21 protein-coding genes and 1 pseudogene are annotated in these 21086 nt (G+C 51.8%); 6 read left to right on the top strand and 16 right to left on the bottom strand.

Features of this window, described 5'->3' with window-relative positions; all coding sequences use genetic code 11:
* Window positions 1-72 precede the first annotated feature (72 nt).
* Entirely contained in the window at window positions 73-552 is a 480-nt protein-coding gene (locus tag PMI41_RS07450) for an Lrp/AsnC family transcriptional regulator (RefSeq protein ID WP_008123367.1), read from the top strand.
* A 19-nt stretch (window positions 553-571) separates the two neighbouring features.
* Here the strand turns inward: PMI41_RS07450 and PMI41_RS07445 are convergent, their stop codons facing one another.
* On the bottom strand, window positions 572-1441 hold the full coding sequence (locus PMI41_RS07445) for an NAD(P)-dependent oxidoreductase (RefSeq protein ID WP_008123364.1): 870 nt from the start codon (window positions 1439-1441) through the stop codon (window positions 572-574).
* Window positions 1442-1500: 59 nt separating this feature from the next.
* On the opposite strand from PMI41_RS07445, the gene PMI41_RS07440 reads away from it, so the two are divergent.
* Window positions 1501-3954, top strand: a complete 2454-nt coding sequence (locus PMI41_RS07440; RefSeq protein ID WP_008123363.1) for a penicillin acylase family protein — start codon at window positions 1501-1503, stop codon at window positions 3952-3954.
* A gap of 7 nt (window positions 3955-3961) precedes the next feature.
* On the opposite strand, the gene PMI41_RS07435 is transcribed toward PMI41_RS07440, so the two are convergent.
* The 8 genes from PMI41_RS07435 to moaA form a co-directional block, all read right to left on the bottom strand.
* Window positions 3962-4582 (bottom strand): glutathione S-transferase, encoded by a 621-nt coding sequence (locus tag PMI41_RS07435; protein ID WP_008123360.1) that lies wholly within the window; start codon window positions 4580-4582, stop codon window positions 3962-3964.
* Between the two features lie 23 nt (window positions 4583-4605).
* On the bottom strand, window positions 4606-5442 hold the full coding sequence (locus PMI41_RS07430) for an ABC transporter permease (protein ID WP_008123358.1): 837 nt from the start codon (window positions 5440-5442) through the stop codon (window positions 4606-4608).
* On the bottom strand, window positions 5439-6152 hold the full coding sequence (locus PMI41_RS07425) for an ABC transporter permease (RefSeq protein WP_008123356.1): 714 nt from the start codon (window positions 6150-6152) through the stop codon (window positions 5439-5441). Before PMI41_RS07425 ends, PMI41_RS07430 begins: the two co-directional genes overlap by 4 nt.
* Window positions 6153-6255: 103 nt before the next feature.
* Window positions 6256-7047, bottom strand: a complete 792-nt coding sequence (locus PMI41_RS07420) for an ABC transporter substrate-binding protein (protein ID WP_008123353.1) — start codon at window positions 7045-7047, stop codon at window positions 6256-6258.
* 234 nt (window positions 7048-7281) lie between these two features.
* Window positions 7282-7791, bottom strand: coding sequence for a molybdopterin-guanine dinucleotide biosynthesis protein B (mobB, locus tag PMI41_RS07415; protein WP_008123351.1), 510 nt, complete (start codon window positions 7789-7791; stop codon window positions 7282-7284).
* On the bottom strand, window positions 7784-8416 hold the full coding sequence (gene mobA / locus PMI41_RS07410) for a molybdenum cofactor guanylyltransferase MobA (RefSeq protein WP_008123349.1): 633 nt from the start codon (window positions 8414-8416) through the stop codon (window positions 7784-7786). The genes mobB and mobA overlap by 8 nt, the downstream gene beginning before the upstream one ends.
* 2 nt (window positions 8417-8418) lie before the next feature.
* Window positions 8419-9315, bottom strand: coding sequence for a DMT family transporter (locus PMI41_RS07405; protein WP_348225798.1), 897 nt, complete (start codon window positions 9313-9315; stop codon window positions 8419-8421).
* Between the two features lie 116 nt (window positions 9316-9431).
* Window positions 9432-10421 carry a GTP 3',8-cyclase MoaA gene (gene moaA / locus PMI41_RS07400; protein ID WP_040854305.1) on the bottom strand — a complete coding sequence of 330 codons (990 nt, stop codon included), beginning with the start codon at window positions 10419-10421 and terminating at the stop codon, window positions 9432-9434.
* Between the two features lie 239 nt (window positions 10422-10660).
* Here moaA and PMI41_RS07395 point away from each other — a divergent pair, with 239 nt between their 5' ends.
* On the top strand, window positions 10661-11038 hold the full coding sequence (locus PMI41_RS07395; RefSeq protein ID WP_008123343.1) for a DUF971 domain-containing protein: 378 nt from the start codon (window positions 10661-10663) through the stop codon (window positions 11036-11038).
* Window positions 11039-11041: 3 nt separating this feature from the next.
* Here the strand turns inward: PMI41_RS07395 and PMI41_RS07390 are convergent.
* Window positions 11042-11449: pseudogene (locus tag PMI41_RS07390) on the bottom strand (L,D-transpeptidase); the annotation flags it as partial.
* Between the two features lie 491 nt (window positions 11450-11940).
* On the opposite strand from PMI41_RS07390, the gene PMI41_RS07385 reads away from it, so the two are divergent.
* Together PMI41_RS07385 and PMI41_RS24195 are read left to right on the top strand one after the other, a co-directional pair.
* On the top strand, window positions 11941-13857 hold the full coding sequence (locus PMI41_RS07385) for a L,D-transpeptidase family protein (protein WP_008123339.1): 1917 nt from the start codon (window positions 11941-11943) through the stop codon (window positions 13855-13857).
* Between the two features lie 56 nt (window positions 13858-13913).
* Window positions 13914-14609 (top strand): sel1 repeat family protein, encoded by a 696-nt coding sequence (locus PMI41_RS24195; RefSeq protein WP_008123338.1) that lies wholly within the window; start codon window positions 13914-13916, stop codon window positions 14607-14609.
* Window positions 14610-14619: 10 nt separating this feature from the next.
* Here PMI41_RS24195 and PMI41_RS07375 read toward each other — a convergent pair whose 3' ends face one another.
* The 6 genes from PMI41_RS07375 to PMI41_RS07350 form a co-directional block, all read right to left on the bottom strand.
* Window positions 14620-15357, bottom strand: coding sequence for a proteasome-type protease (locus PMI41_RS07375; RefSeq protein WP_008123337.1), 738 nt, complete (start codon window positions 15355-15357; stop codon window positions 14620-14622).
* 30 nt (window positions 15358-15387) lie between these two features.
* Window positions 15388-16185 (bottom strand): transglutaminase family protein, encoded by a 798-nt coding sequence (locus PMI41_RS07370; protein ID WP_008123336.1) that lies wholly within the window; start codon window positions 16183-16185, stop codon window positions 15388-15390.
* 5 nt (window positions 16186-16190) lie between these two features.
* Window positions 16191-17132: an alpha-E domain-containing protein gene (locus PMI41_RS07365; RefSeq protein ID WP_008123335.1), complete on the bottom strand. Its 942-nt coding sequence runs from the start codon at window positions 17130-17132 to the stop codon at window positions 16191-16193.
* Between the two features lie 81 nt (window positions 17133-17213).
* Window positions 17214-18626 carry a circularly permuted type 2 ATP-grasp protein gene (locus PMI41_RS07360; protein WP_008123334.1) on the bottom strand — a complete coding sequence of 471 codons (1413 nt, stop codon included), beginning with the start codon at window positions 18624-18626 and terminating at the stop codon, window positions 17214-17216.
* A gap of 227 nt (window positions 18627-18853) precedes the next feature.
* Window positions 18854-19363 (bottom strand): BA14K family protein, encoded by a 510-nt coding sequence (locus PMI41_RS07355; RefSeq protein WP_008123333.1) that lies wholly within the window; start codon window positions 19361-19363, stop codon window positions 18854-18856.
* Window positions 19364-19497: 134 nt separating this feature from the next.
* The gene (locus PMI41_RS07350) at window positions 19498-20181 is read right to left on the bottom strand and encodes an HAD family hydrolase (protein ID WP_008123332.1); all 684 of its coding nucleotides are present in this window, start codon (window positions 20179-20181) and stop codon (window positions 19498-19500) included.
* Window positions 20182-20320: 139 nt separating this feature from the next.
* Here PMI41_RS07350 and rpiA point away from each other — a divergent pair, with 139 nt between their 5' ends.
* On the top strand, window positions 20321-21040 hold the full coding sequence (gene rpiA / locus PMI41_RS07345; RefSeq protein ID WP_040854290.1) for a ribose-5-phosphate isomerase RpiA: 720 nt from the start codon (window positions 20321-20323) through the stop codon (window positions 21038-21040).
* Window positions 21041-21086: the final 46 nt, after the last annotated feature.

The following is a 21086-nucleotide window of genomic DNA, read 5'->3' as shown; positions in this document are numbered from 1 at the left end:
AGATTGGAATAATTTTCTTGTACGCTGGTAGTTTATCAGCTCATAAAGTATCCCATTCCAAGGGGATGACAAATGGACAGACTCGATCGTAAAATTCTTCGCCTTCTTCAAGAAGACGCCACGCTTGCTGTAGCTGATGTTGCCAAGAAAGTGGGACTTTCAACGACGCCATGCTGGCGCCGTATCCAGAAGCTTGAGGAAGATGGCGTGATCCAGCGCCGGGTGGCCATTCTCGACCCCGTTCGCGTCAATACACGGGTTACGGTCTTTGTCTCCATCCGCACGGGCGCGCATAACAATGAATGGCTCAAGCGCTTTTCAGAAGTTGTGCAGGAGTTTCCCGAAGTGGTCGAGTTTTACCGCATGAGCGGCGATGTCGACTATCTGCTGCGGGTTGTCGTGCCGGATATTGCAGCTTACGACGCCGTTTATAAGCGTCTCATAAGCAAGATCGACATTCGGGATGTATCATCTGCTTTTGCTATGGAGCAGATTAAATACACCACCGAATTGCCGCTGGATTATATGAATATCGACAAGGAATCGAACTGATTTCCTCTGGTGCGGCTGGTTACTTTTCCAGCCGCGCAAGCAGGGATGAAGTGTCCCAGCGCTTGCCACCCATGACCTGAACATCCTTGTAGAATTGATCCACAAGCGCCGTAACCGGCAGTTTCGCATTGTTGCGGTCAGCTTCCGCAAGGCAGATTCCAAGGTCTTTGCGCATCCAGTCAACGGCAAAGCCAAAATCATACTTGCCGACATTCATCGTCTTATGCCGGTTTTCCATCTGCCAAGAACCCGCTGCGCCTTTGGAAATGACCTCAATGACTTTCTCGATATCGAGCCCGGCTCTTTTGCCAAAGTGGATGCCTTCCGCCAGACCTTGAACAATACCGGCGATGCAAATCTGGTTGATCATCTTGGTCAATTGACCGGCGCCTACGTCCCCCATCAAGCCTACCATCTTTGCGAAGGCTTCAATGACCGGCTTGGCTTTGTCGAAAGCTGCCGATTCGCCGCCCACCATGACAGTCAGAGCGCCATTTTCAGCACCAGCCTGACCGCCGGAGACCGGGGCATCCAGAAAATGAAAGCCACGTTTTGTAGCTTCTGCGCTCAGTTCTCGTGCAACTTCTGCGGATGCAGTCGTATTGTCGATGAAGATCGAACCCTTCTTCATTGAGTGAAAAGCGCCGTTCTCGCCTATAGTCACCGAACGCAGATCATCGTCATTTCCGACGCAGCAAAAGACGAAATCCTTGCCTTCTGCCGCTTTTTCAGGTGTTGCGGCATGCGATCCGGAAAACTGTTCTGCCCACTTGCTTGCCTTTTCTCCACTGCGGTTGAAGACAGTCACTTCATGGCCACCACGCGTCTTCAAATGCCCTGCCATAGGATAACCCATGACGCCGAGACCAATAAATGCAACACTTGCCATTCCGTAATTTCCTCTGTCTTATGGGCCTTTAATCAGGTCGATTTGCGGAGGTTAGAATATTGCGGCGCATCATCAAAGGCCTGCTTTGGATTGTTTTTTCTCTTATACCTCTCGCTCTTCTCGCATTCATCGTCGCATATGTCTGGCTGGCAGGCTCTGTTGCACCGGCAACGGGCGAAACGAACATTGCAGGCCTATCGGCGCCAGTAACAATTACGCGCGACAAGAACGCAGTGCCCCACATCAGTGGTACGTCTGTTGAAGACGTTTTCAGCGCACTCGGCTTTGTCCATGCGCAGGAGCGCCTCTGGCAGATGGAAGTTACCCGCATGGCCGGTCGTGGCCGCCTGTCGGAGCTTTTTGGCGATAAAACCATATCTACTGATACTTTCATCCGCACACTTGGTCTGTATGAAGCAGCTCAAAGTTCGGCAGATTCGCTGGCTCCGGATGATCGTGCCAAAGTCGATGCCTATGTTCGCGGTATCAATGCCTTTATAGATGGCAAGGGTCCGTCGTTTGGTTCGAAGTACTCGCCCGAATTCGTAATTCTGCAACATTTCCCGGAGCAATGGACTGCTGCCGACGTCATTGTGACATTGAAGCTTATGTCCGTTACGCTCGCGGCAAATATTGATGACGAAGTGCTGCGACTGAAATTTGCCCGTCTTGGTATGAATGAGCAGGAGATTGTAGATCTGCTGCCTCCAGTTGCTGGCGATACGCCGCCACCATTACCGAATTTGCAGCAATTGCTGGGATTGCCGACAGGAACCATCAAGACAGGTTCCATTGAGGCCGAGAAACAATTCGCCGCGCTTGATGAAATCATGTCGACAGGTGCATCCAACAATTGGGTTGTTGGCGGAGCTCGTACTGCAACGGGTAAGCCAATCCTCGCCAATGACCCACATCTGGGAATGACCGCACCCGCCATCTGGTATCTCGCACATCTTCAGGTCAAACAGACGGATGGGACTTCCAAAAATCTTGTGGGCGTGACGCTTCCTGGTGCTCCGCTGGTCCTGCTTGGCCGTAATGACAGGATTGCTTGGGGCTTTACCAATACTGGCTCGGACGTTCAGGATATTTTCATTGAGAAAATCAATCCTGCCAATCCGGATGAATATCAGACACCCGAAGGTTTTCGTCCATTTGAGAAAAAGCGGGTGGAAATTCGTGTCAAAGGCAGTGAAACAGTCAGTTTTGACCGCCGTATAACCCGTCACGGTCCAGTGCTTCCCGCTGATTATCGCGGGCTCGATCACTATCTTGCTGATGATACACTTGCGTCGCTATCGTGGACTGTGCTCGGTGGTGACGACAAGACGATTTCCGCGGGATTCAAACTTTGGGATTTCGCCAGTGTTACAGATTTCCAGAACGGCATGGGCGATTATGTAACGCCTATGCAATCGATGGTCATTGCTGATGTTGATGGCAATATTGGTATGATTGCACCGGGCCGGATTCCCGTCCGCGATCCTGCAAACCAGATAATGGGCCGCACTCCATCTCCGGGCTGGGATGCGACCTATGACTGGAAAGGCTATATTCCTTACGAGGAGTTGCCACGCGTTTATAATCCTGCTGAAAATGTCTTTGCCACTGCCAATACCAAGATGGTTGAAGCCGGTTACCCGCACTTCCTGACATTCGATTGGGATGAGCCATGGCGGTTCGAACGGATCAAGTCACTGATCTACAATGCCAACCAGCAAACACTTGAAACCAACAGGGTGGTCCAGGGTGATGTGTATGCTGGTGCATATGCAGCACTGGCACCAATCATGCTGAAGGCTCTGGAAGGGCGCAGCGATGTTGATCTTGCCGCCGTCAAGCAGTTGAAGGAATGGGACTTTATCGAGGATCGTGCGCGCACCGAGCCGCTTTTGTTCAATGCGTGGCTGCGCTTTGCCATGAAGCGCATTCTTGAAGATGATTTGGGTGATGCCTTCCCGTCCTATTGGCAGGGTAGGGTGGATGCAATGTTGCGCTGGCTTGGTCCAAATCCGGGGCGCAACTGGTGCGATGATGGCAGAACACCTGAGAAGGAAAGTTGCGGCGATGTGCTGGCACTTTCGCTCGCCGATGCGCTCAAAGATATCGAAACGAGGCTCGGTAGCGATCGCTCAAAATGGAGTTGGGGAGCGTTGCACTACGCCTATAGCGCACACCGTCCTTTCGCTCAGGTCAGCCCGCTCGACAGGTTATTCAATGTTACGGTTCCCGCGTCGGGTGGTGCCTATACGCTCGATAGAGGCAAATCGACGTTTACCGATGAGAGCAATCCATACCGTGCAACACATGGTTCAAGCTATCGCGGTCTGTTCGATCTCGCTGATCTCAATCGCTCGACCTACATTCAGACAACTGGCCAGTCAGGGAACGTGTTTTCGTCGAACTATCGCGATTTTGCCGAAAAATGGTCGAACATCGAAGCAATCACAATTTCCACTGAGGAAGCTGTCTATCAGGACGGTCTGCAAGGCATCTGGCGTTTGAAACCGTGATGATTTCTCAGGTGAGGGGAATCATCACTGCCTTCTGATAGGCGGGGCGTGTTTTAAGTTGTTCATACCAGTTTTTGAGATGCGGCAGGTCGGGACGATCAATAGCCATCTCAAACCACGCATAGGCAAAACAGCCGACAGGAATATCGCCAATGCCGAATTGCTCTCCGGACAAATAAGGTTGTAGCGCCAATGTTTCGTCCACCATGGCGAAGAGTTTGCAGCAGGTCTGTAACCCTTTTTCCTTGGCTGCATGATCCTGCTTGTCCGGTGTAAGACGCACAACATTCCAGAAAACATCACGGAACGGTAAAGCCAGTGATGATGTTGCCCAGTCCATCCAGCGCTCGGCTTGAGCACGTTGCCCAGCATCTGCGATAAAAAGCCTCGAGTCACCGTACTTCGCGGCGATATAGCGGACGATCGTGTTGCTTTCCCACAGAACAAGATCGCCATCTTCCAGCGTAGGAACAAGGCCATTCGGGTTTTTAGCGCGATATTCTGGATTGCTGACTATGCCAAAAGCGCCACCCGCTGCGATATTCTCATAGGCAACGCCCGTCTCCTCGGCAGCCCATAGCACCTTCTTGACGTTGGTCGAGTTTGTGCGACCCCAGATTTTGAGCATGAGATTCTCTTTGCGATTGGTTTTCAGCGGATCAAATGGCGGGTAATACGACGTTCCATCCAGTCCCACAGGTGACGCAAAACTTCAACCAGCAACAGATAGATGATTGCAGTCCAGAGATAGGTTTGGAAGTCAAAGGTGCGTGAGTAAGCAAGCTTCGTATAGCCCATGAGGTCATAGACCGATATCAGTGCGACAATTGCCGAACCTTTGATCATGAGGATCACTTCGTTGCCGTAGGGGCGCAGAGCCACGATCAGCGCTTGAGGCAGAATGATTTTACGGAAGGTCACAAACTTGGAGATGCCCAGCGAGGCCGCGCCTTCCCATTGCCCAGGTGACACGCTGCGAATGGCCCCGCGCAGGATTTCCGCCTGATAAGCGGCCGTGTTGAGTGCAAAAGCAAGCAGCGCGCAATACCATGCTTCCCGAAAGAATCCCCATAGTCCAATGGCCTGAAGCTCCTTGCTGAATGATCCAAGGCCGTAATAAATCAGGAAAACCTGAGCAATAAGCGGTGTTCCTCGGAAGAAGTAGACGTAGAAATAAGCGATAGACGAGATGATACGGTTCTTGGTCATACGCCCGAGGGCGATAGGGATGGAGAGGACTGCCCCGATGATGATCGAAGCAAATACAAGGCTTATCGTTGTCCAAAGTCCGGAAAGGTAAGTCGGAGCATATTTGTCGACAAGTTCACGGTCCCAAGCGCTATAGAGAAAATACAGCAGGCCTATGATCAACGCGGTCCAAAGCCCAACCAGCACATGGCCGGTGATGCGTGTTTTCGTCCAAGGCTTTGGCGGCGAAGGCGGGCGGCGAACGGCTGCCACAGAGGGGGAGATCACATTATCGGTCATCGCTTTGCTCCACTCTTTGCAGCCCAACGATCAATCCCGTTGATTGCGAAAGAAGACAGAATGCCGAGTACGAGGAAAATGAGACATGCTGTTCCATAGAACATGAAAGCGTGCTTCGTCACACGTGCTGCCACGGCAGTCTGGCGCAGAATATCCGCAAGGCCAATGGCCGAGACAAGCGCGGTGTCCTTGAGCAGTATAAGCCAAAGATTCCCTAAACCCGGCAGCGCAATGCGGACCAGTTGCGGCAGGATTATTTTGCGCATTGTTTGCCCGTAGGAAAGTCCAATGGCATAGCCGCCTTCATATTGACCTTTGGGGATAACGCGAAAAGCAGAAAGGAAAACTTCACTGGCATAGGATGAGAAGACTGTACCCAGTGCAAACATTCCGGCAATGAAGGAGTTGATCTCTATGGCGCCGGTATAGCCGAGCAATTTTCCCAATTGCTGAATGCCGATCTGGCCGCCGTAATAAACCAGAAACAAGGTAAGCAGTTCCGGCAGGCCACGGAAGATAGTCGTGTACATATTCGAGGCGAGTCTGACCGATGGTTCTTCGGATTGTTTGCCAAGAGCAACGAAGAAACCGATCGCCAAGCCCAATGGCAGCGTGGCAAGCGCCAGTGTAACCGTGACAAGAATTCCGCTGGCTATGCTCCAGCCCCATCCGCCTTCGCCAAAACCCAAGAGCGCTATTGAGCCGTCCATAGGCAACTTTCATATCTTGCGGGCAATTCCCCAACCCGTCATTTTTGTAAGTTCGCAGATGGCAGTTTAAACCGCCATCTGCATTTCAGATCAACTTTTAATCTTAGTTTTCTGCACCATATACGTCGAACTTGAAGTACTTGTCGTTGATTTCCTTGTACTTTCCGTTTTTGCGGATTGCGACGATGGCTTCGCTGAACTTGTCTGCCAGAGCTGTATTGCCCTTTTTGACAGTTACACCAGCGCCAGGACCATGAATGGCAACATCAGGTGTAATTGTGCCGAGGATTTTGCAGCATGCACCAGCATCGCTGTCCACCCACTGGCTGAGCACCACAACGTCGTCCATTACAGCATCGATACGGCCATTGGACACATCGAGTTTGTACTCATCAGCAGTCGGATACATCTTGATGTCCGAGCCGCTATATTTGGCTTCGGCGAAATTGGAGTGGCTGGTCGAGCCTTGAACGCCAAGCGATTTACCCTTGAGTGACTCGGGAGTAACATCTTTGATGTCCGAATCCTTTGGTACAGCGATTGCCGGAGGCGTGTTGTAATACTTCTTGGAGAAGTCGACCTGCTTCAGGCGTTCCGGTGTAATCGACATGGAAGCGATGACCGCGTCGAACTTGTCAGCCTGCAGCGCGGGGATCATCCCGTCCCAATCCTGCGTGACGAAGGTGCATTCTGCTTTCATCTGTTCGCAAAGTGCCTTGCCGATATCGATATCGAAGCCTTCAAGTTTGCCATCCGGCGTCAAATTGTTGAAGGGCGGATAGGCACCCTCGGAAGCAATCTTAATCTTCAGTGCGTCCTGTGCATGAGCTGCGCCCATTGTTAAGGCGAGGGCTGCAGCAGAAATCGCGATTGCGAGACGCTTGGTTGTACGCATTTATTTGAACCTCTCTTTTATGGCCCGGCTGTTCCCCTGTTTTTCTGGACAGCCTTCCGGGCAAGGTCGCAGTTTACGTTACTGCTCCTGACACGGATATTCCCACTAGTTTTCAATGAAAAGCAACCGGGAATCGTGTGCCGTTTAACGAATTTAACTGTAAAAAATGCCGAATGTTTCGGCGTTTTTACTTTTGTTTCGCCCTCATGAGTTGAAAGGGCATTTTCGAACACCTTACGCGCGAAGGCCCGTTTCATGTTCAATCAAGTCAGCTAGTCCGGCGACATCATCAAGATCAAAAACCGGGACTGTTTCGTCAGCAAGAGCATGATCGCTGGCAACAGCAACTATAGTCGGATCGTTCACCGTCAGGCGCTCGGCGCTACGGCCTTCAAGCCGACGTGTCTCGATTTTCTTATGTGCTTCGCGTTTGTATCCCTCGACCAATATGAGATCGCAGGGTGAGAACCGTTTTAGTATGTCGCTTAAGGCGGGTTCCTGTTCTGCCTTGAGTTCATGCATCAGAGCCCATCGGCGATCAGATACAATTGCGACTTCGCCAGCTCCAGCCTTGCGGTGGCGATAAGAATCCGTACCTTCCTTGTCGATATCGAAATCATGATGAGCATGCTTGATCGTCGAGACATTCCACCCGCGTTGCACAAGTTCAGCAACAAGCTTGACCGCCAGCGTCGTTTTTCCGGAATTTTTCCAGCCGGTTATTCCAAAAACGCGATTAGTCATATGAACCGGTCCATTGTTCCCGTGCTTCCAAAATATCGTCCTGAGTATTTATGTTGAAGAACGGGTCAGTTGGCTGGCCCGTTTGCGTCTCTGTCAGAGGAAATTCAAAGCTGCAATGAGGATGAGACTCTATCCAGTTCATCACTCTGCGGTTCTGATCATTCGCCAACCATTGGCGCAGTTCGCGACGGGAGGAAATTGGCCATAGACCAAAGACTGGGTGGAGACGCCCGACTGAAGATGCAATTGCTATGACTTCCGGTGTGCCTTCGACTTGGCGGCTAAGCTGTTCATAAAGAACCTCGGGAAAGAAGGGGGTGTCAATGGCAACAGTCATTATGTGTGAAAATGCCCCGCTCTGCTTTGCTGCCCATTCCATTCCCGCAAGTATTCCGGCTAGTGGCCCCGCATAGCCTGGAATATCGTCACGTATGACCGGGCTGCCAAGATCATGAAAATCGCTTGAGTCGCTATTGGTGTTGAGTGCGACAATCGGAAGTTGCCGAGCGAGGCGGGCATGAACGTGATCGATAAGTCTTCCATTACCAAATGGCAGAAGAGCCTTATCCAACCCATTCATGCGGCGGGATTGTCCGCCTGCCAGGATTATACCCGCTGTTTTCAATATTAAACTCCGTCGGGTGATGACGCCGCTGCCGTTGCTGCCGGTTTGATGCGGCTCACCTTACGTTCACGGTAAAGCGTATAAAGACCGCTGCCAATGACTATGATCGAGCCAATAATCATTGGTATGTCAGGCAAGTCGCCGAAAAACAGGAACCCCAGTAAAATCGCCCAAAGCAGGCTGGTGTACCGGAATGGAGCTACGAAGGAAATCTCGCCTTCGCGCATGGCGAGGATAAGGAAATGATAGGCAACCATGACGCAACAGGCGGCAAGGACCAGCAGCAGGATGTTGGTTGTCGACATTGGTGTCCAGCCGCCAAGTGGCACAATCATTGCAGCGCCAGCAATGCCGACTCCGACCGACGTCAAAGCTGAAATCATGAGTACCGGAATGGTTTTTGGCACTTTGCGAGTGGCAAGGTCACGCAACGCTGCAAAAATCACCGTAATGACAATCAGCAGAATATAGGGGCTCATTCCGGCTTGGCCAGGACGGACAATTATAAGCACGCCTGCAAGCCCGATGACGATTGCAACCCATCGCCGCCAGCCGACCGGCTCTCCAAAGAAAAGTGCGGCGCCTAGCGTAACAACCAGAGGTAGCGCCTGCAGGATGGCGGATGTCAGTGCAAGGGGAACGTGCACCAGCGCAACAAGAAAGCTGACAGTTCCCACCACTTCGCCAAGCACACGCAATATCGTCATTTTGTGCAGCGCTTGCCGCAATGGGATGAGCATGCCTTGGTAACAGGCAAGACTCACGATCAGAAACGTTGCTATGGAACTGCGGACCAGCATGACCTGACCCATGTTCATTTCTTCGGCGACAAATTTGACTGTCGCATCGTTGAAAGTGAAGCACGCCATGCCAATGGCCATGGATATACTTCCGCGCAAGTTGGGAGATAGCGCCAAGATTATTCACTTCCGCCGGGCAGGACGATTCTCCTCCAGAATCGCTTCCATTGATATATCAATGAAAACAACTTTGCGCATGCGGAATATTTGGATTTTCAGCCGCCAGTAACGCTCATATGGCGAGAAACGGCAGGCCGGTTGTGCCGCCGGTCAATAATGAAATCGTGACCCTTGGGCTTGCGACCGATTGCTTCATCAATGGCGCTGCTCAAAAGCTCATTGCCTTCCGAGGCCCTCAAAGGCTCCCGCAAGTCTGCTGCATCTTCCTGACCAAGGCACATATACAGCGTGCCCGTGCAAGTCAGGCGGACGCGATTGCAGCTTTCGCAGAAATTGTGCGTCATCGGCGTAATGAAGCCGACACGACCGCCAGTCTCGGAGATTTCAACGTATCGGGCAGGGCCGCCGGTCTTGTAAGGAATATCATTGAGCGTGAATTCTTCACGCAGTTTTGCCCGGAGCAGTGACAGTGGCAAATATTGATCCGTCCGGTCCAGATCAATCTCGCCCATCGGCATCGTTTCGATCAGGGTCAGGTCCATACCTCTTCCATGCGCCCAGCGGATCATGTGCGGGATTTCTAGATCGTTAAAGCCTTTCAACGCGACGGCATTCAGCTTGACCTTGATGCCGGCATCCCGAGCGGCATCAATACCTTCCATCACGCGGCTAAGGTCGCCCCATCGTGTAATCGCCTTGAACTTTGCTGCGTCGAGTGTATCCAGCGAAACATTGATGCGCTTTACGCCGAGATCGGCCAGTTCTCGAGCAAACCGCGCAAGCTGTGAACCATTTGTCGTCAGCGTCAGCTCTTCCAACGCACCCGAACGCAAGTGACGTGAAAGCTCGCTGATCAGATGCATGATGTTCTTGCGAACCAGCGGCTCTCCGCCCGTCAGCCTGAGCCGCTTTACACCCTTTTCGATAAAGGCCGTGCATAAGCGATCCAGTTCCTCAAGTGTCAGAAGCTCTTTGCGCGGCAGGAATGTCATGTGTTCCGACATGCAATAGGTGCAGCGGAAATCGCAGCGATCCGTTACTGACACGCGCAAATAGCTGATCGTCCGCCCGAAGGGGTCAATCATCGATGTTTGTGTTGCTGTCTGGTCGAATGCTGCCAAATGATCCAAGAGCTTCCTCCTTATCCAGAGATAGTGCGGCATCATTGACTTGTCCAGTTATCGCCTGGTGCCTTGAAGTCCAGTTGTCTGAGGCGTTTGCGCGCATTTCACGGCATTGGTTGGTAAAATTATGAGCACCCGTCCAGCCGCTTGCGGCAACCAGCGGCAGCGCCTACACAGAAGAAAACGAAGGATTTCAGTTTATGACCGATGCCTGGCCAAAAGAACTGCGCGTCAGCAAAGACCGCAAATCTCTGTCGATCACCTTTGACAACGGCGAGAAGTATGATCTGGCTGCGGAGCTTCTGCGTGTAGCTTCACCCTCAGCGGAAGTGCAGGGGCATTCTCCGGAGCAGCGTGTAACGGTACCCGGCAAAATCAACGTGGAAATCGCCAAGATGGAACCCATCGGCAATTATGCGGTACGCATCACCTTCGACGACATGCACGATACAGGTCTTTTTAGCTGGGACTATTTGATTGACCTTGGCAGAAACAAGGGTGCGCGTTGGCAGGCCTATCTTGATGAGCTCGCAGAAAAGAGCCTTTCCCGCGAGCCCATAAGGCTGAAACGTTCCTGATTGCTACCGAAGGACGACGACGCGTGTTCCAATGCTGACATTGGCGTACAGGTGTTTCACATCATCATTTGCCATACGTATGCAGCCTGATGACATAGCCTGACCAATCGTCCATGGCTGGTTGGTTCCATGGATCCGATAGATCGTCGAGCCGATATACATGGCACGAGCACCAAGCGGATTGTTCGGTCCACCCGGCATATAGGCGGGAAGGATACGACCCTTCTTTGCCTCGCGGGCTCGCATGCGAGCTGGCGGTGTCCAGCCCGGCCACTCTGCCTTACGCGAGATTTTATTGCTGCCGCTCCATGTAAAGCCGCTTTTTCCGACACCGATTCCGTAGGCTGTCGCGCGACCGGATGATGTCACATGATATAGCCGTCTCTCGCCGGTTCGGATGACGATCGTTCCCGCCGAATATTTGGCAGGAAATGAAACACTTTTTCGTGTAATTGGTGAAAAATCAGATTGATATTTTGCAGGCTGAACTTGAGTTCTGTTGCTGTTGAAAATTTTCTTGCCCAAATGATCTTGTGGTTTTGCTGTTGCGCCGAAGCAACTCAGACAAAAAACGCCAAAGAACAGTAAAACCATGCGATAAAATCTAATCATCGTATCCCCCAATTCGATGTTTCGACTGCTTCTACTGTGACATTATTGCATATTCGAGAAAAGAACGCCTATGATCAACTCGTCGTGTAGTGAATCAAAATGAAATTCGGGTTGAATCACGTTAACCTCTGAACAGAGGCGAACGTGCACAGATGCGTCGCTCAAGAATAATCTGCCGGGGGCGTGGCATTGTTAAAACATTCTAAACAAGATGCGTCGAAACTGGAACGACACCAAATTGACGGCCCGTGTTTGATTACGGGCGAGACTGTTCCAGCTGGGCGAGCATCATGATTTCTTTCTCGAAAAAACGCGCACTCTTTTTGGCAGCAATGCTGTCGGCGACAGCAGGAGCTGTGCCACAGGCATCGGCTGCCAACAATCTGATGGAACTGCTGTTCCCCAGCCGGCGCATTCAGTCCCAGCCGGTTCTTCCTCCAGAGCCAGCTATGGGAGTTGGTCAAAGTTCTGCTCCGGCTCAACGCGCGCCGGTAAAGCGTGTAACCGTCACAGCGCCGAAGAACTATGATTACAAGCCGCAAGCACTCGTGCAGATCGATCTGACCAAGGTTGATCCGCAGCTGACAGCATCTTCCCATCCAAGCGTTGGCGCTGCGCCATCGATGGAAATGGACCAGTTTGGTTTGAAGATTGATCACCTTCGCGAGGCGCATGTGAAGGCGGAGAAGGACATTGCCGATGCGATTGTCGCTTACTACGCATCCGGCCAGCATCCGATTTGGACTGTATCTTATGATGTCGCACCAAAAGCCAAGGCAGTGATTGGGCTGTTTGCCAAGGCTTCCGAAAGTGGTCTCGACCCGCAGGATTACGCTGTCAAAGTCCCGGGCGACGAATATGACCGAGGCGATATTCCTGCTCGCTTGAAGGAACTGGCTGAGTTTGAGCTTTCACTCTCGGCCCGCGCACTTCGCTATGCGATGGATCAGGGGGATGGTCGCGTCAATCCTAACCGTCTTAGCGGCTTCCACGACCTCAATACGGATAATGTCAAACCACGCGCAGTCATTGGGCAGCTTGCATCCGCTGGTGATCCAAGCGCAGTTCTTGCCGGTTTCGAACCGCAGAACAAGTGGTTCACCGAGCTGAAGCAAAATCTGCATGCCATTGCTGATACGGCCGGTCCCTCCGTTCACATTGCGCCCGGCACACTGATCCGTCCGGGCGAAAGCAATGCGGAACTGAAGAACATTGTCGCTCTCATCAGGGCAAAGGCGCCGAAGGATTATCTCGCCCAGCATGATGCGATCCTGCAGGCAAACGAAACCTCAGAAACTTATGATGTTAGTCTTGTCGAGGCGGTAAAGGATTACCAGAAATCGCAGGGGCGACAGGCAGATGGCGTTATTGGCAACGCCACGATCAAATCCCTTCAGGGGGAGAGCAGCGCGTCGAAGCGCGACCGGATACTCTATTCGATGGAGCGTATGCGCTGGATGCCGCGTGATTTTGGCAGCCGCTATGTCTTTATCAACCAGCCTGCCTATCGTGCTCAGTATTTTAGCGATAATGCAGAAAAATTGGCGATGAATGTTGTTGTGGGGTCGCCGACCAACCAGACTTACTTCTTCAACGATACGATTGAAACAGTGGTGTTCAACCCTTCATGGGGCGTGCCGCGTTCCATCATTCTCAATGAAATGATGCCGAAGATTCTCAATAACCCGTCCTATCTCGAAAACAGCGGCTATGAGGTCTATGACAAATCCGGACGTGTGGTTCCTTCGAGTTCAGTCAATTGGGGGCAGGTTGCCTCGAATGGCGGCGGCGTGGGCATTCGTCAGAAGCCAAGCTTGGACAATGCGCTTGGCGAATTGAAAATACTGTTCCCGAACAGTCACGACATCTACATGCACGACACACCGGCAAAGTCATACTTCAAAAAAGATATGCGTGCGCTGAGTCATGGTTGCATTCGCTTGGAGCGTCCACGGGATATGGCGGCCGCAGTGCTTGAAATGCCGGTTGAAGAGCTGACGCAATATTTCGGCAAGAACGAGCGGAACGTAAAGGTGAAATCACAGCTTCCGGTCTACGTGTCCTATTTTACAGCTTGGCCGGATGCCGCGACAGGGCAGATTCACTACTATGATGACGTCTATGAACGCGATGCTTATCTTGAAAAGGCACTTGTGAAGACGCATGCCGTCCGTCAGGCGGAAACTGTGCAGACCGCAAATCTCTAATATCGAAAAAGACTAGTTGAGGTTTCACAAGATAGCTGGGGATTAAACTGAATGCGATGAAGGCGATTTCATTTTTTCGATCCCTTGTTTTCCTTGCAATTACTGTGACAACACCGGCTCTTTCCCTAGAAAACTCGGTTCAAAGGGATGAGTTCTTACAGCTTCAAGAGGGCTTGCGCGAGTCTTCCAATAAGTATGAACTGCAAACGCTCTACGGTGCCTGTCCTGCTGATATATGGAAGACAAAAATGTCTTTCTGGAAGCCGTTCACGACACGTTTTGGGATGAATTTGAACGCCTGTCGTAACGATCCCAAAATGTGCCTCCGCAATTGTCTAGGAGAGCAGGACAGCGTGGCATGTTTTTCGCTCGCCGTTGTTTGGGAAATGAATGGAGAAAGCAAGGATTATCCCAACTGGCAGAGATTATTTGCTCTTAGCTGTGCATTGGGACATCCAGGTGGATGTACCAACCGCGCCGCAAGCATCCTGAGCGATACACATGAAAGCGATCCATTTCCGGACCCAAACGAGCCTGAAACTGCTCGCTGCCTATTTCGCTCTTTTCAAGAAACATGCGCTGCAAGGGATGCATGGGGCTGTGCAATGCATGGCGCATCATACCAATTCGGGAATGGCGTCCAGAAGAACAACGCTCTTGCACGACGGTATTATGAGCAATCCTGTGAAATAGATCGAGATTTCGCCGCTTGTTATATGGGGCGAGATTTTATGAAAAAAATGGACGAGTAACCTTCCAGCATTAGTCCTGTTTAATCTCGAATGGTGGCAGGCTCTGGAACGCCAGTTTCAGGGCCTGTGACCAGCCTTCGGAGACGACCTCATAATAGGGGTCGTTGCGTTCGATGCGCTTTTCGAAGCCAAGCCGGAAGCTATCAGATTCATAGAACTGCAAATCAAGTGGCAGGCCGACAGACAGGTTTGATTTGAGCGTTGAATCAAACGAGACGAGCAACAATTTCGTCGCCTCTTCAAAAGTCATCGCAGGATCATAGGACCGCACGATGATGGGCTTGCCGTATTTATGCTCGCCAATCTGAAAGAAAGGCGTGTCCTGCGTTGACTCGATGAAGTTTCCTTCAGGATAAATGAGAAAAAGTCGTGGATCGCCGCCCTTTATCTGGCCACCGAGTATGATCGAAGCGCCGAAAGAGTCGGCGCGCTGGCCACCGCTATCAACCTGATGGATTACATCGCGAATCGTATCGCCCACCAGCCTTGCAGTCTGAAACATTGAGGGCATTTCGTAGATGGAAGGCGAGCGCTCCGATGGCATTTTGGTTCGCTCATTGAGAATGCTGATAACTGCCTGCGTGGTCGCAAGATTGCCAGCAGACAGAAGCGTAATCACCCGATCGCCGGACTTGGCCCAAGTGTACATTTTCTTGAATGTCGAAATATTGTCGACGCCCGCATTGGTCCTTGTGTCAGACATAAACACAAGTCCACGGTCCAGTTTGAGCCCGACGCAATAAGTCATAGCGAATCCCAAGTTCGAATATCAGAGCGATTACTGCTCTACATTGACCTCGACGGCAAGAGATTCAATTGACGGTCCAAAGCGTATTCCGGAAACAGGGGCTGCTTCGCGGTAATCCAGCCCGCAAGCGATACGCACATAAGTCTCATTCGGGCATATATCGTTGGCGGCATCAAAGCCGACCCATCCAAGCCCGTCAATATGGGCTTCCGCCCAAGCATGGCTGGCTGTCTGTTCGATTGTATTGTTCATCATCAGATAGCCGGAAACGTAGCGCGCAGGAATATGCAGTAACCGCGCCGCTGAGAGAAATACGTGTGTGTGGTCCTGACAAACGCCGGTGCCAAGCCGAAGCGCCTCCTCGGCCGTGGTATCGATCGTGGTCGTTCCGGGCGTGTAGACCAGTTTTTTGTTCAATGCGCCCATAAGTTCATGCAGAATCTCAAGTCTGTCAGATTTTGCCGGCAGTCCTGCCGCAAGTTCGCGGACTGCATCGCCCGGAGCTGTCAGATCCGTCTCGCGTTCGTAGAGCCATATCGGCATGAAATTGTAGACTTTGCCGTGAACGCCCGTTCGATCTTCAGTCTCCACATGCCCGGCGGCGCGAATAACCAGTTCTTGCGTTCCGCGCTCAACACTGATGAGCAGCGTGCGATTTCCATAGCCATCCCGATAGCTGGCTTCCTGTGTTGCTCCTTCGATTGTCACATTCCAGTCGATGACTTTCTGACCGGGTGAACTCTGCGGATGCAAACGTAAACGCTGGATAGCGTAGTGCACAGGGGCATCATAGCGATAGTGTGAATTATGCTGGATATTCAATAGCATGGGGCTCAATCAAAATTGTAGGCTTTGGCAATCTTTCTGCTCAAGCCGGTGGTTTGATAGATGAGGTCACTCAGGAATTCATGCAGTCCGTTGTCGAAGATCGTACGGATGTTATTGTTCTCAAGCCGCGTCATTATGTTCTCAGCCATATCGTGGCACTCATGGCGAGCACCATAATCAACCGCCAGATGTTTCAGGTTGTCGACAATATTCGAGTAACAGAAGTTCAGTGAACGCGGCATTCGCGAGTTGAGGATCAGATAATCCGCAATGTTAACCGGACTATATTCGATGTCGTAGACCCAGCGATAAGAACGATGCGCGGAAACTGAACGCAGGATCGATTCCCATTGGAAATTATCAAGTGTTGTGCCGACATAGGATATTGATGGCAGCAGCACATAATATTTCACGTCAAGAATGCGTGCCGTGTTATCCGCCCGCTCGATAAATGTACCGATACGCGCGAAATTGAAGATTTCATTGCGAAGCATGGTGCCATGGAACGCACCGCGGATGATGGCCGTCTCACGTTTGATCTGGTCGAGTACGCGTGGCAGGTCGGTTTCCGGAATGGGGGAGGCAAGGGTTGATTTCAACACCATCCAGGTTTCATTGACGCTTTCCCAGGCTTCCCGTGTCAAAGCGGTACGCACCATGCGTGCATTGGAACGTGCAGTCTCGACGCATGACATGACGCTCGAAGGATTGTTCAAATCGCGCAAGAGAAAATCGGAAACAAGGCTGGCGTTGTATTCCTTGTATTTGTTGTCATACCCGATTTTTACACCGGCACTCATCAAGACAGACGACCATTCTTCCGGTGCATCGGAGGTCTTTGTAAGCGCCATGCGCAGTCCGGCGTCGATCAGTCGAGCCATGTTTTCAGCCCGCTCTATATAGCGGAACATCCAGTAAAGACCATTTGCGGTACGCCCAAGTAGCATTTCTAATGAATTCCCTCTTTTATATATCGGGAGCCTTATGAATGGCCCTTATTCCCGCAATTATCAGCAATTTTCCGGATCTCAGTCGTCCAGTACCCACGTATCCTTTGTTCCGCCTCCCTGGCTTGAATTCACCACCAACGACCCTTCCTTCAGCGCAACACGTGTCAGCCCGCCGGGGGTGATGCGGATGCGATCCGAAACAAGGACGAAAGGCCGTAAATCCACGTGGCGTGGCGCAAGGCCTTTTTCCGTCATGATCGGAGTGGTCGATAGCGCTAATGTCGGCTGCGCAATGTAGTTTTTTGGATTGGCCTTGAGTTTCAGCGCAAACGCTTCGCACTCTTTCTTTGAAGCTGCCGGACCGACCAGCATGCCATAGCCGCCTGAACCGTGTACTTCTTTGACCACCAGCTCACTGAGATGTTCCAACACATATTTCAACGTATCAGGTTCCGAGCAGCGATGTGTTGGTACGTTTTCCAATATCGCTTTGCGTCCCGTATAGAACTCGACAATTTCCGGCATGTAAGAATAAAGCGCCTTGTCATCGGCAATGCCGGTACCCGGCGCATTGGCGATGGTGATGTTTCCGGACCTGTAAACATCCATGATGCCAGCAACGCCAAGGGCGGAATCGCGCCGGAAGGTAAGAGGGTCGAGGTAAGAATCGTCCACCCGACGGTAGAGCACGTCGATTGCCCTATTGCCTTCGGTCGTACGCATGACGACCTTGCCATTCTCCACCTTCAGATCGCCACCCTCAACGAGTTCAACACCCATCTGATCCGCCAGAAACGCGTGTTCGAAATAGGCCGAATTATAGATGCCGGGCGTCAATACGGCGATTGTTGGTGTTCCATTACATCCGGGCGGTGCCACTGCTGCAAGGGATTGCCGCAACATTTTCGGATAGGTTTCAACTGGCCGGACTTTGATTTGCTGGAACAGCTCCGGAAAAAGCTGCATCATCGTTTCGCGATTTTCCAGCATGTAGGACACGCCGGAAGGTGTTCGCGCATTGTCTTCAAGCACGTAGAACTGGTTCTCGGCTGTCCTTACAATGTCGACGCCGATAATGTGGGTGTAGACGTTCCCCGGTGGGCGAAAACCAACCATTTCAGGTAGATAAGCATCATTATGCGTGAATAGCTCACGCGGAATACGCCCAGCGCGGATAATTTCCTGGCGATGATAGATATCATCGAGAAATGCGTTGAGCGCCATGACGCGTTGCTCAATGCCTTGAGAAAGGCGGCGCCATTCATTTCCGGTAATGATGCGGGGGATAATATCGAAAGGGATGAGCCGCTCGGCAGCTTCTTCATCGCCATAGACGGCGAAAGTAATACCGGTTTTCCTGAAAACATTCTCGGCATCGAGAGCTTTTTGCGCCAGCCGGCCTGGGTTCTGTGTATCGAGCCAGCTTTTCAACTGGTCATAAGGCTGACGGACCTCGTCGCCGGTTTTGATCATCTCGTCAAATGGCTTCACTCAAATCCCCCTTTATATAAGTGTCATTCAAGCGCGTTCGGGGAAAAATGCAAGCACATTCCGTAAGCAGCGCGCGGCACACGCGGCACCGATTAAAAACTAGGCAGCTATAACGTGACCTGTGCAGGGGCAATAAGGCCTTCGTCTAATATCGAGGCAGAAAGCTTATGCCGACTAATAAAAGGCCCGGCTGTTTGACAGCCGGGCCGCAGAATCAAGCTGCGATATCAATATGGTGAGTTACATTGACGGCGCGGACCATAATTGGGCTGATATGTGTTGTCATATGCACGATATGAGCGATAGCGGTCATAGCACCATTGAGTGTGGGAGCGAACACCGCGATAGGCGGGACGATTAACAGTGCTTCCAATGATCACGCCAGTTCCAAATGCCGCTAATGGAAACCACGCACCGTTGTGATAACGATAGCCGGGGCGATGGTGGCGCCATCCGCGATGACCACGCCAGTGCCTGTCACCTCTCCAGCCTCTGTCTCCGCGCCAGCCGCGATCGCCACGCCAGTGCCGGTTGCCACGCCAGCCGTCACCACGGCTCATACGTTGCTGGTGCTTGTTGTAAAAGATGCTTCTTTGGTCGCGTACTGTTTGCACATTGGCATTGCCGGTTTCTACAGTTACAGGCGCTAAAGGAGCAGCGCTGGCCGGAATGGCACCTGCCGTCATCATGCCAACGGACATGGCCATTGCTGTCAGAATAGAAGTGAGCTTTTTCATAATTCCTCCAGAGTTTCCCGAAGTATCAAACACTTCGTTCTGATGACGAACCAAATTTTGTCGGCATCATTCGAAAACAGAAACGCGCAGTCACTCTTTTGGTTCCGGCAGATCAGAAGCTCAATTGCAAGGTATTACGCGTTTACAGCGGCGATCAAATCCTCTGCCAATTTTACAGTCAGCTCTCGGAAATGTGAAATGACCCGGCTTGGATCGTAAGTCGCTACCGGCATGTCGGAATAGCCAAAATCGACAGCTATAACCGGGATGCCTGCGGCTTTGGCAGTATTGATGTCAGTGTGGCTGTCCCCAACCATTATGGCTCTGTCCGGGTCGCCTCCAGCCATTCGGATTGTCTCCAGAAGGTGCCGCGGATCGGGCTTGCGAAAAGCAAACGTATCGCCGCCAGTTATGGCAGAAAAGCGGGACGTTTCTCCAAGCTTGTCCAGCAAGGATACTGCGAGACCTTCGAATTTGTTCGTACAAACGGCAAGTAGATATCCCGCATGGGCAAGATCATCCATCGCTTTGGCAACCCCTTCATAAAACGCTGAATGCCCGGGCATGTTGGCACCGTAGTGCTCAATGAAGAGGCCGAGGAGCCAATCGAGTTGTTCCGGACTCAACAGCTTTTGTTGCGCCTCGAAAGCACGTTCGATCATGACGCGACCTCCCTGACCGACATAGCGGCGCAGGGCAACCGGGTCGACCTTCTGCATTCCTGCGGCACTCAGGCAATGATTGAGACTGTCAAGGAGATCGGGAGCTGTATCGACCAGCGTTCCATCCAGATCAAATACAATTATAGGTTGAGGCATTTTATTCCCGCAATCGTTCCAAGGGTGCACTAGCCCGCCAAAAATCAACAGGCGAGTCTTGACCCTTTTGCCTGACGTGTTAGGGAGCCCAATGTCAATGCAAAAAGATGGCAAGTCAAAGCTACAAGAGGGCGCATCCATGGATCCAAAACAACTGAAGATCGAAGCCGCAGCCGTGGCATTGACCCATGTTGAGGACGGTATGCGTCTTGGTATCGGGACTGGCTCGACTGCCGAAGAATTCGTTCGCCTCTTGGCAAAGAAGGTTGAAGCGGGGATTTCGGTTATCGGCGTGCCTACTTCCGAACGCACAGCCGCGCTTTGCCGAGAGCTTGGCGTTCAACTCTCGACACTCGAAGAAACACCTCAACTTGATCTGACCATTGACGGTGCGGACGAAGTTGACGGGGAACTCAGCCTTATCAAAGGTGGTGGCGGTGCGTTGCTGCGTGAGAAAATAGTTGCCGCCGCCTCTGACCGAATGATCGTCATTGCCGATGCTTCCAAGTTTGTCGAAACTTTGGGTGCTTTTCCACTACCCATTGAAGTCAATCGGTTCGGATTGGCCGCAACCACGCTTGCGATAGAGCGGGCTGCTGCCGGGCTCGGTCTTTCCGGAGCTGTTACATTAAGGGTGACGCGAGGCGATGCATTTGATACAGAGCCATTCGTGACAGACGGGGGGCATTTGATCCTGGATGCATCTTTTGGCCGCATTCCGGATACAAGAGCCTTATCTGATGCTTTGCATGCCATTCCCGGCGTTGTAGAGCATGGTCTGTTTTTGAATCTGGCGCATACAGCCATTCTGGCGGGTGCTGACGGTATTCAAACATTGCTGAGTGATAAATCTGCCTAGGTACGCAGTGGCATTAGAATCGGTTGTTTTGCCCGAGCTTGGAGAT

This window comes from Phyllobacterium sp. YR531 (genome assembly GCF_000282595.1).
In the GTDB taxonomy this organism is placed as follows: domain Bacteria; phylum Pseudomonadota; class Alphaproteobacteria; order Rhizobiales; family Rhizobiaceae; genus Phyllobacterium.
Note: the sequence above shows the minus strand (reverse complement) of the source record. Positions and strands in the feature narration are given on the sequence as shown.

Excerpts from the sequence above, each read along its gene's own strand:
- PMI41_RS07420 (WP_008123353.1), bottom strand. The coding sequence starts at position 7,047 with ATGCGTACAACCAAGCGTCTCGCAATCGCGATTTCTGCTGCAGCCCTC.
- PMI41_RS07355 (WP_008123333.1), bottom strand. The coding sequence starts at position 19,363 with ATGAAAAAGCTCACTTCTATTCTGACAGCAATGGCCATGTCCGTTGGC.
- PMI41_RS07445 (WP_008123364.1), bottom strand. The coding sequence starts at position 1,441 with ATGGCAAGTGTTGCATTTATTGGTCTCGGCGTCATGGGTTATCCTATG.
- PMI41_RS07350 (WP_008123332.1), bottom strand. The coding sequence starts at position 20,181 with ATGCCTCAACCTATAATTGTATTTGATCTGGATGGAACGCTGGTCGAT.
- rpiA (WP_040854290.1), top strand. The coding sequence starts at position 20,321 with ATGGATCCAAAACAACTGAAGATCGAAGCCGCAGCCGTGGCATTGACC.
- PMI41_RS07450 (WP_008123367.1), top strand. The coding sequence starts at position 73 with ATGGACAGACTCGATCGTAAAATTCTTCGCCTTCTTCAAGAAGACGCC.
- moaA (WP_040854305.1), bottom strand. The coding sequence starts at position 10,421 with ATGATTGACCCCTTCGGGCGGACGATCAGCTATTTGCGCGTGTCAGTA.
- PMI41_RS07395 (WP_008123343.1), top strand. The coding sequence starts at position 10,661 with ATGACCGATGCCTGGCCAAAAGAACTGCGCGTCAGCAAAGACCGCAAA.
- PMI41_RS07375 (WP_008123337.1), bottom strand. The coding sequence starts at position 15,357 with ATGACTTATTGCGTCGGGCTCAAACTGGACCGTGGACTTGTGTTTATG.
- PMI41_RS07435 (WP_008123360.1), bottom strand. The coding sequence starts at position 4,582 with ATGCTCAAAATCTGGGGTCGCACAAACTCGACCAACGTCAAGAAGGTG.
- PMI41_RS07385 (WP_008123339.1), top strand. The coding sequence starts at position 11,941 with ATGATTTCTTTCTCGAAAAAACGCGCACTCTTTTTGGCAGCAATGCTG.
- PMI41_RS07365 (WP_008123335.1), bottom strand. The coding sequence starts at position 17,132 with ATGCTACTTGGGCGTACCGCAAATGGTCTTTACTGGATGTTCCGCTAT.
- mobB (WP_008123351.1), bottom strand. The coding sequence starts at position 7,791 with ATGACTAATCGCGTTTTTGGAATAACCGGCTGGAAAAATTCCGGAAAA.
- PMI41_RS24195 (WP_008123338.1), top strand. The coding sequence starts at position 13,914 with ATGAAGGCGATTTCATTTTTTCGATCCCTTGTTTTCCTTGCAATTACT.
- PMI41_RS07370 (WP_008123336.1), bottom strand. The coding sequence starts at position 16,185 with ATGCTATTGAATATCCAGCATAATTCACACTATCGCTATGATGCCCCT.
- PMI41_RS07425 (WP_008123356.1), bottom strand. The coding sequence starts at position 6,152 with ATGGACGGCTCAATAGCGCTCTTGGGTTTTGGCGAAGGCGGATGGGGC.
- PMI41_RS07430 (WP_008123358.1), bottom strand. The coding sequence starts at position 5,442 with ATGACCGATAATGTGATCTCCCCCTCTGTGGCAGCCGTTCGCCGCCCG.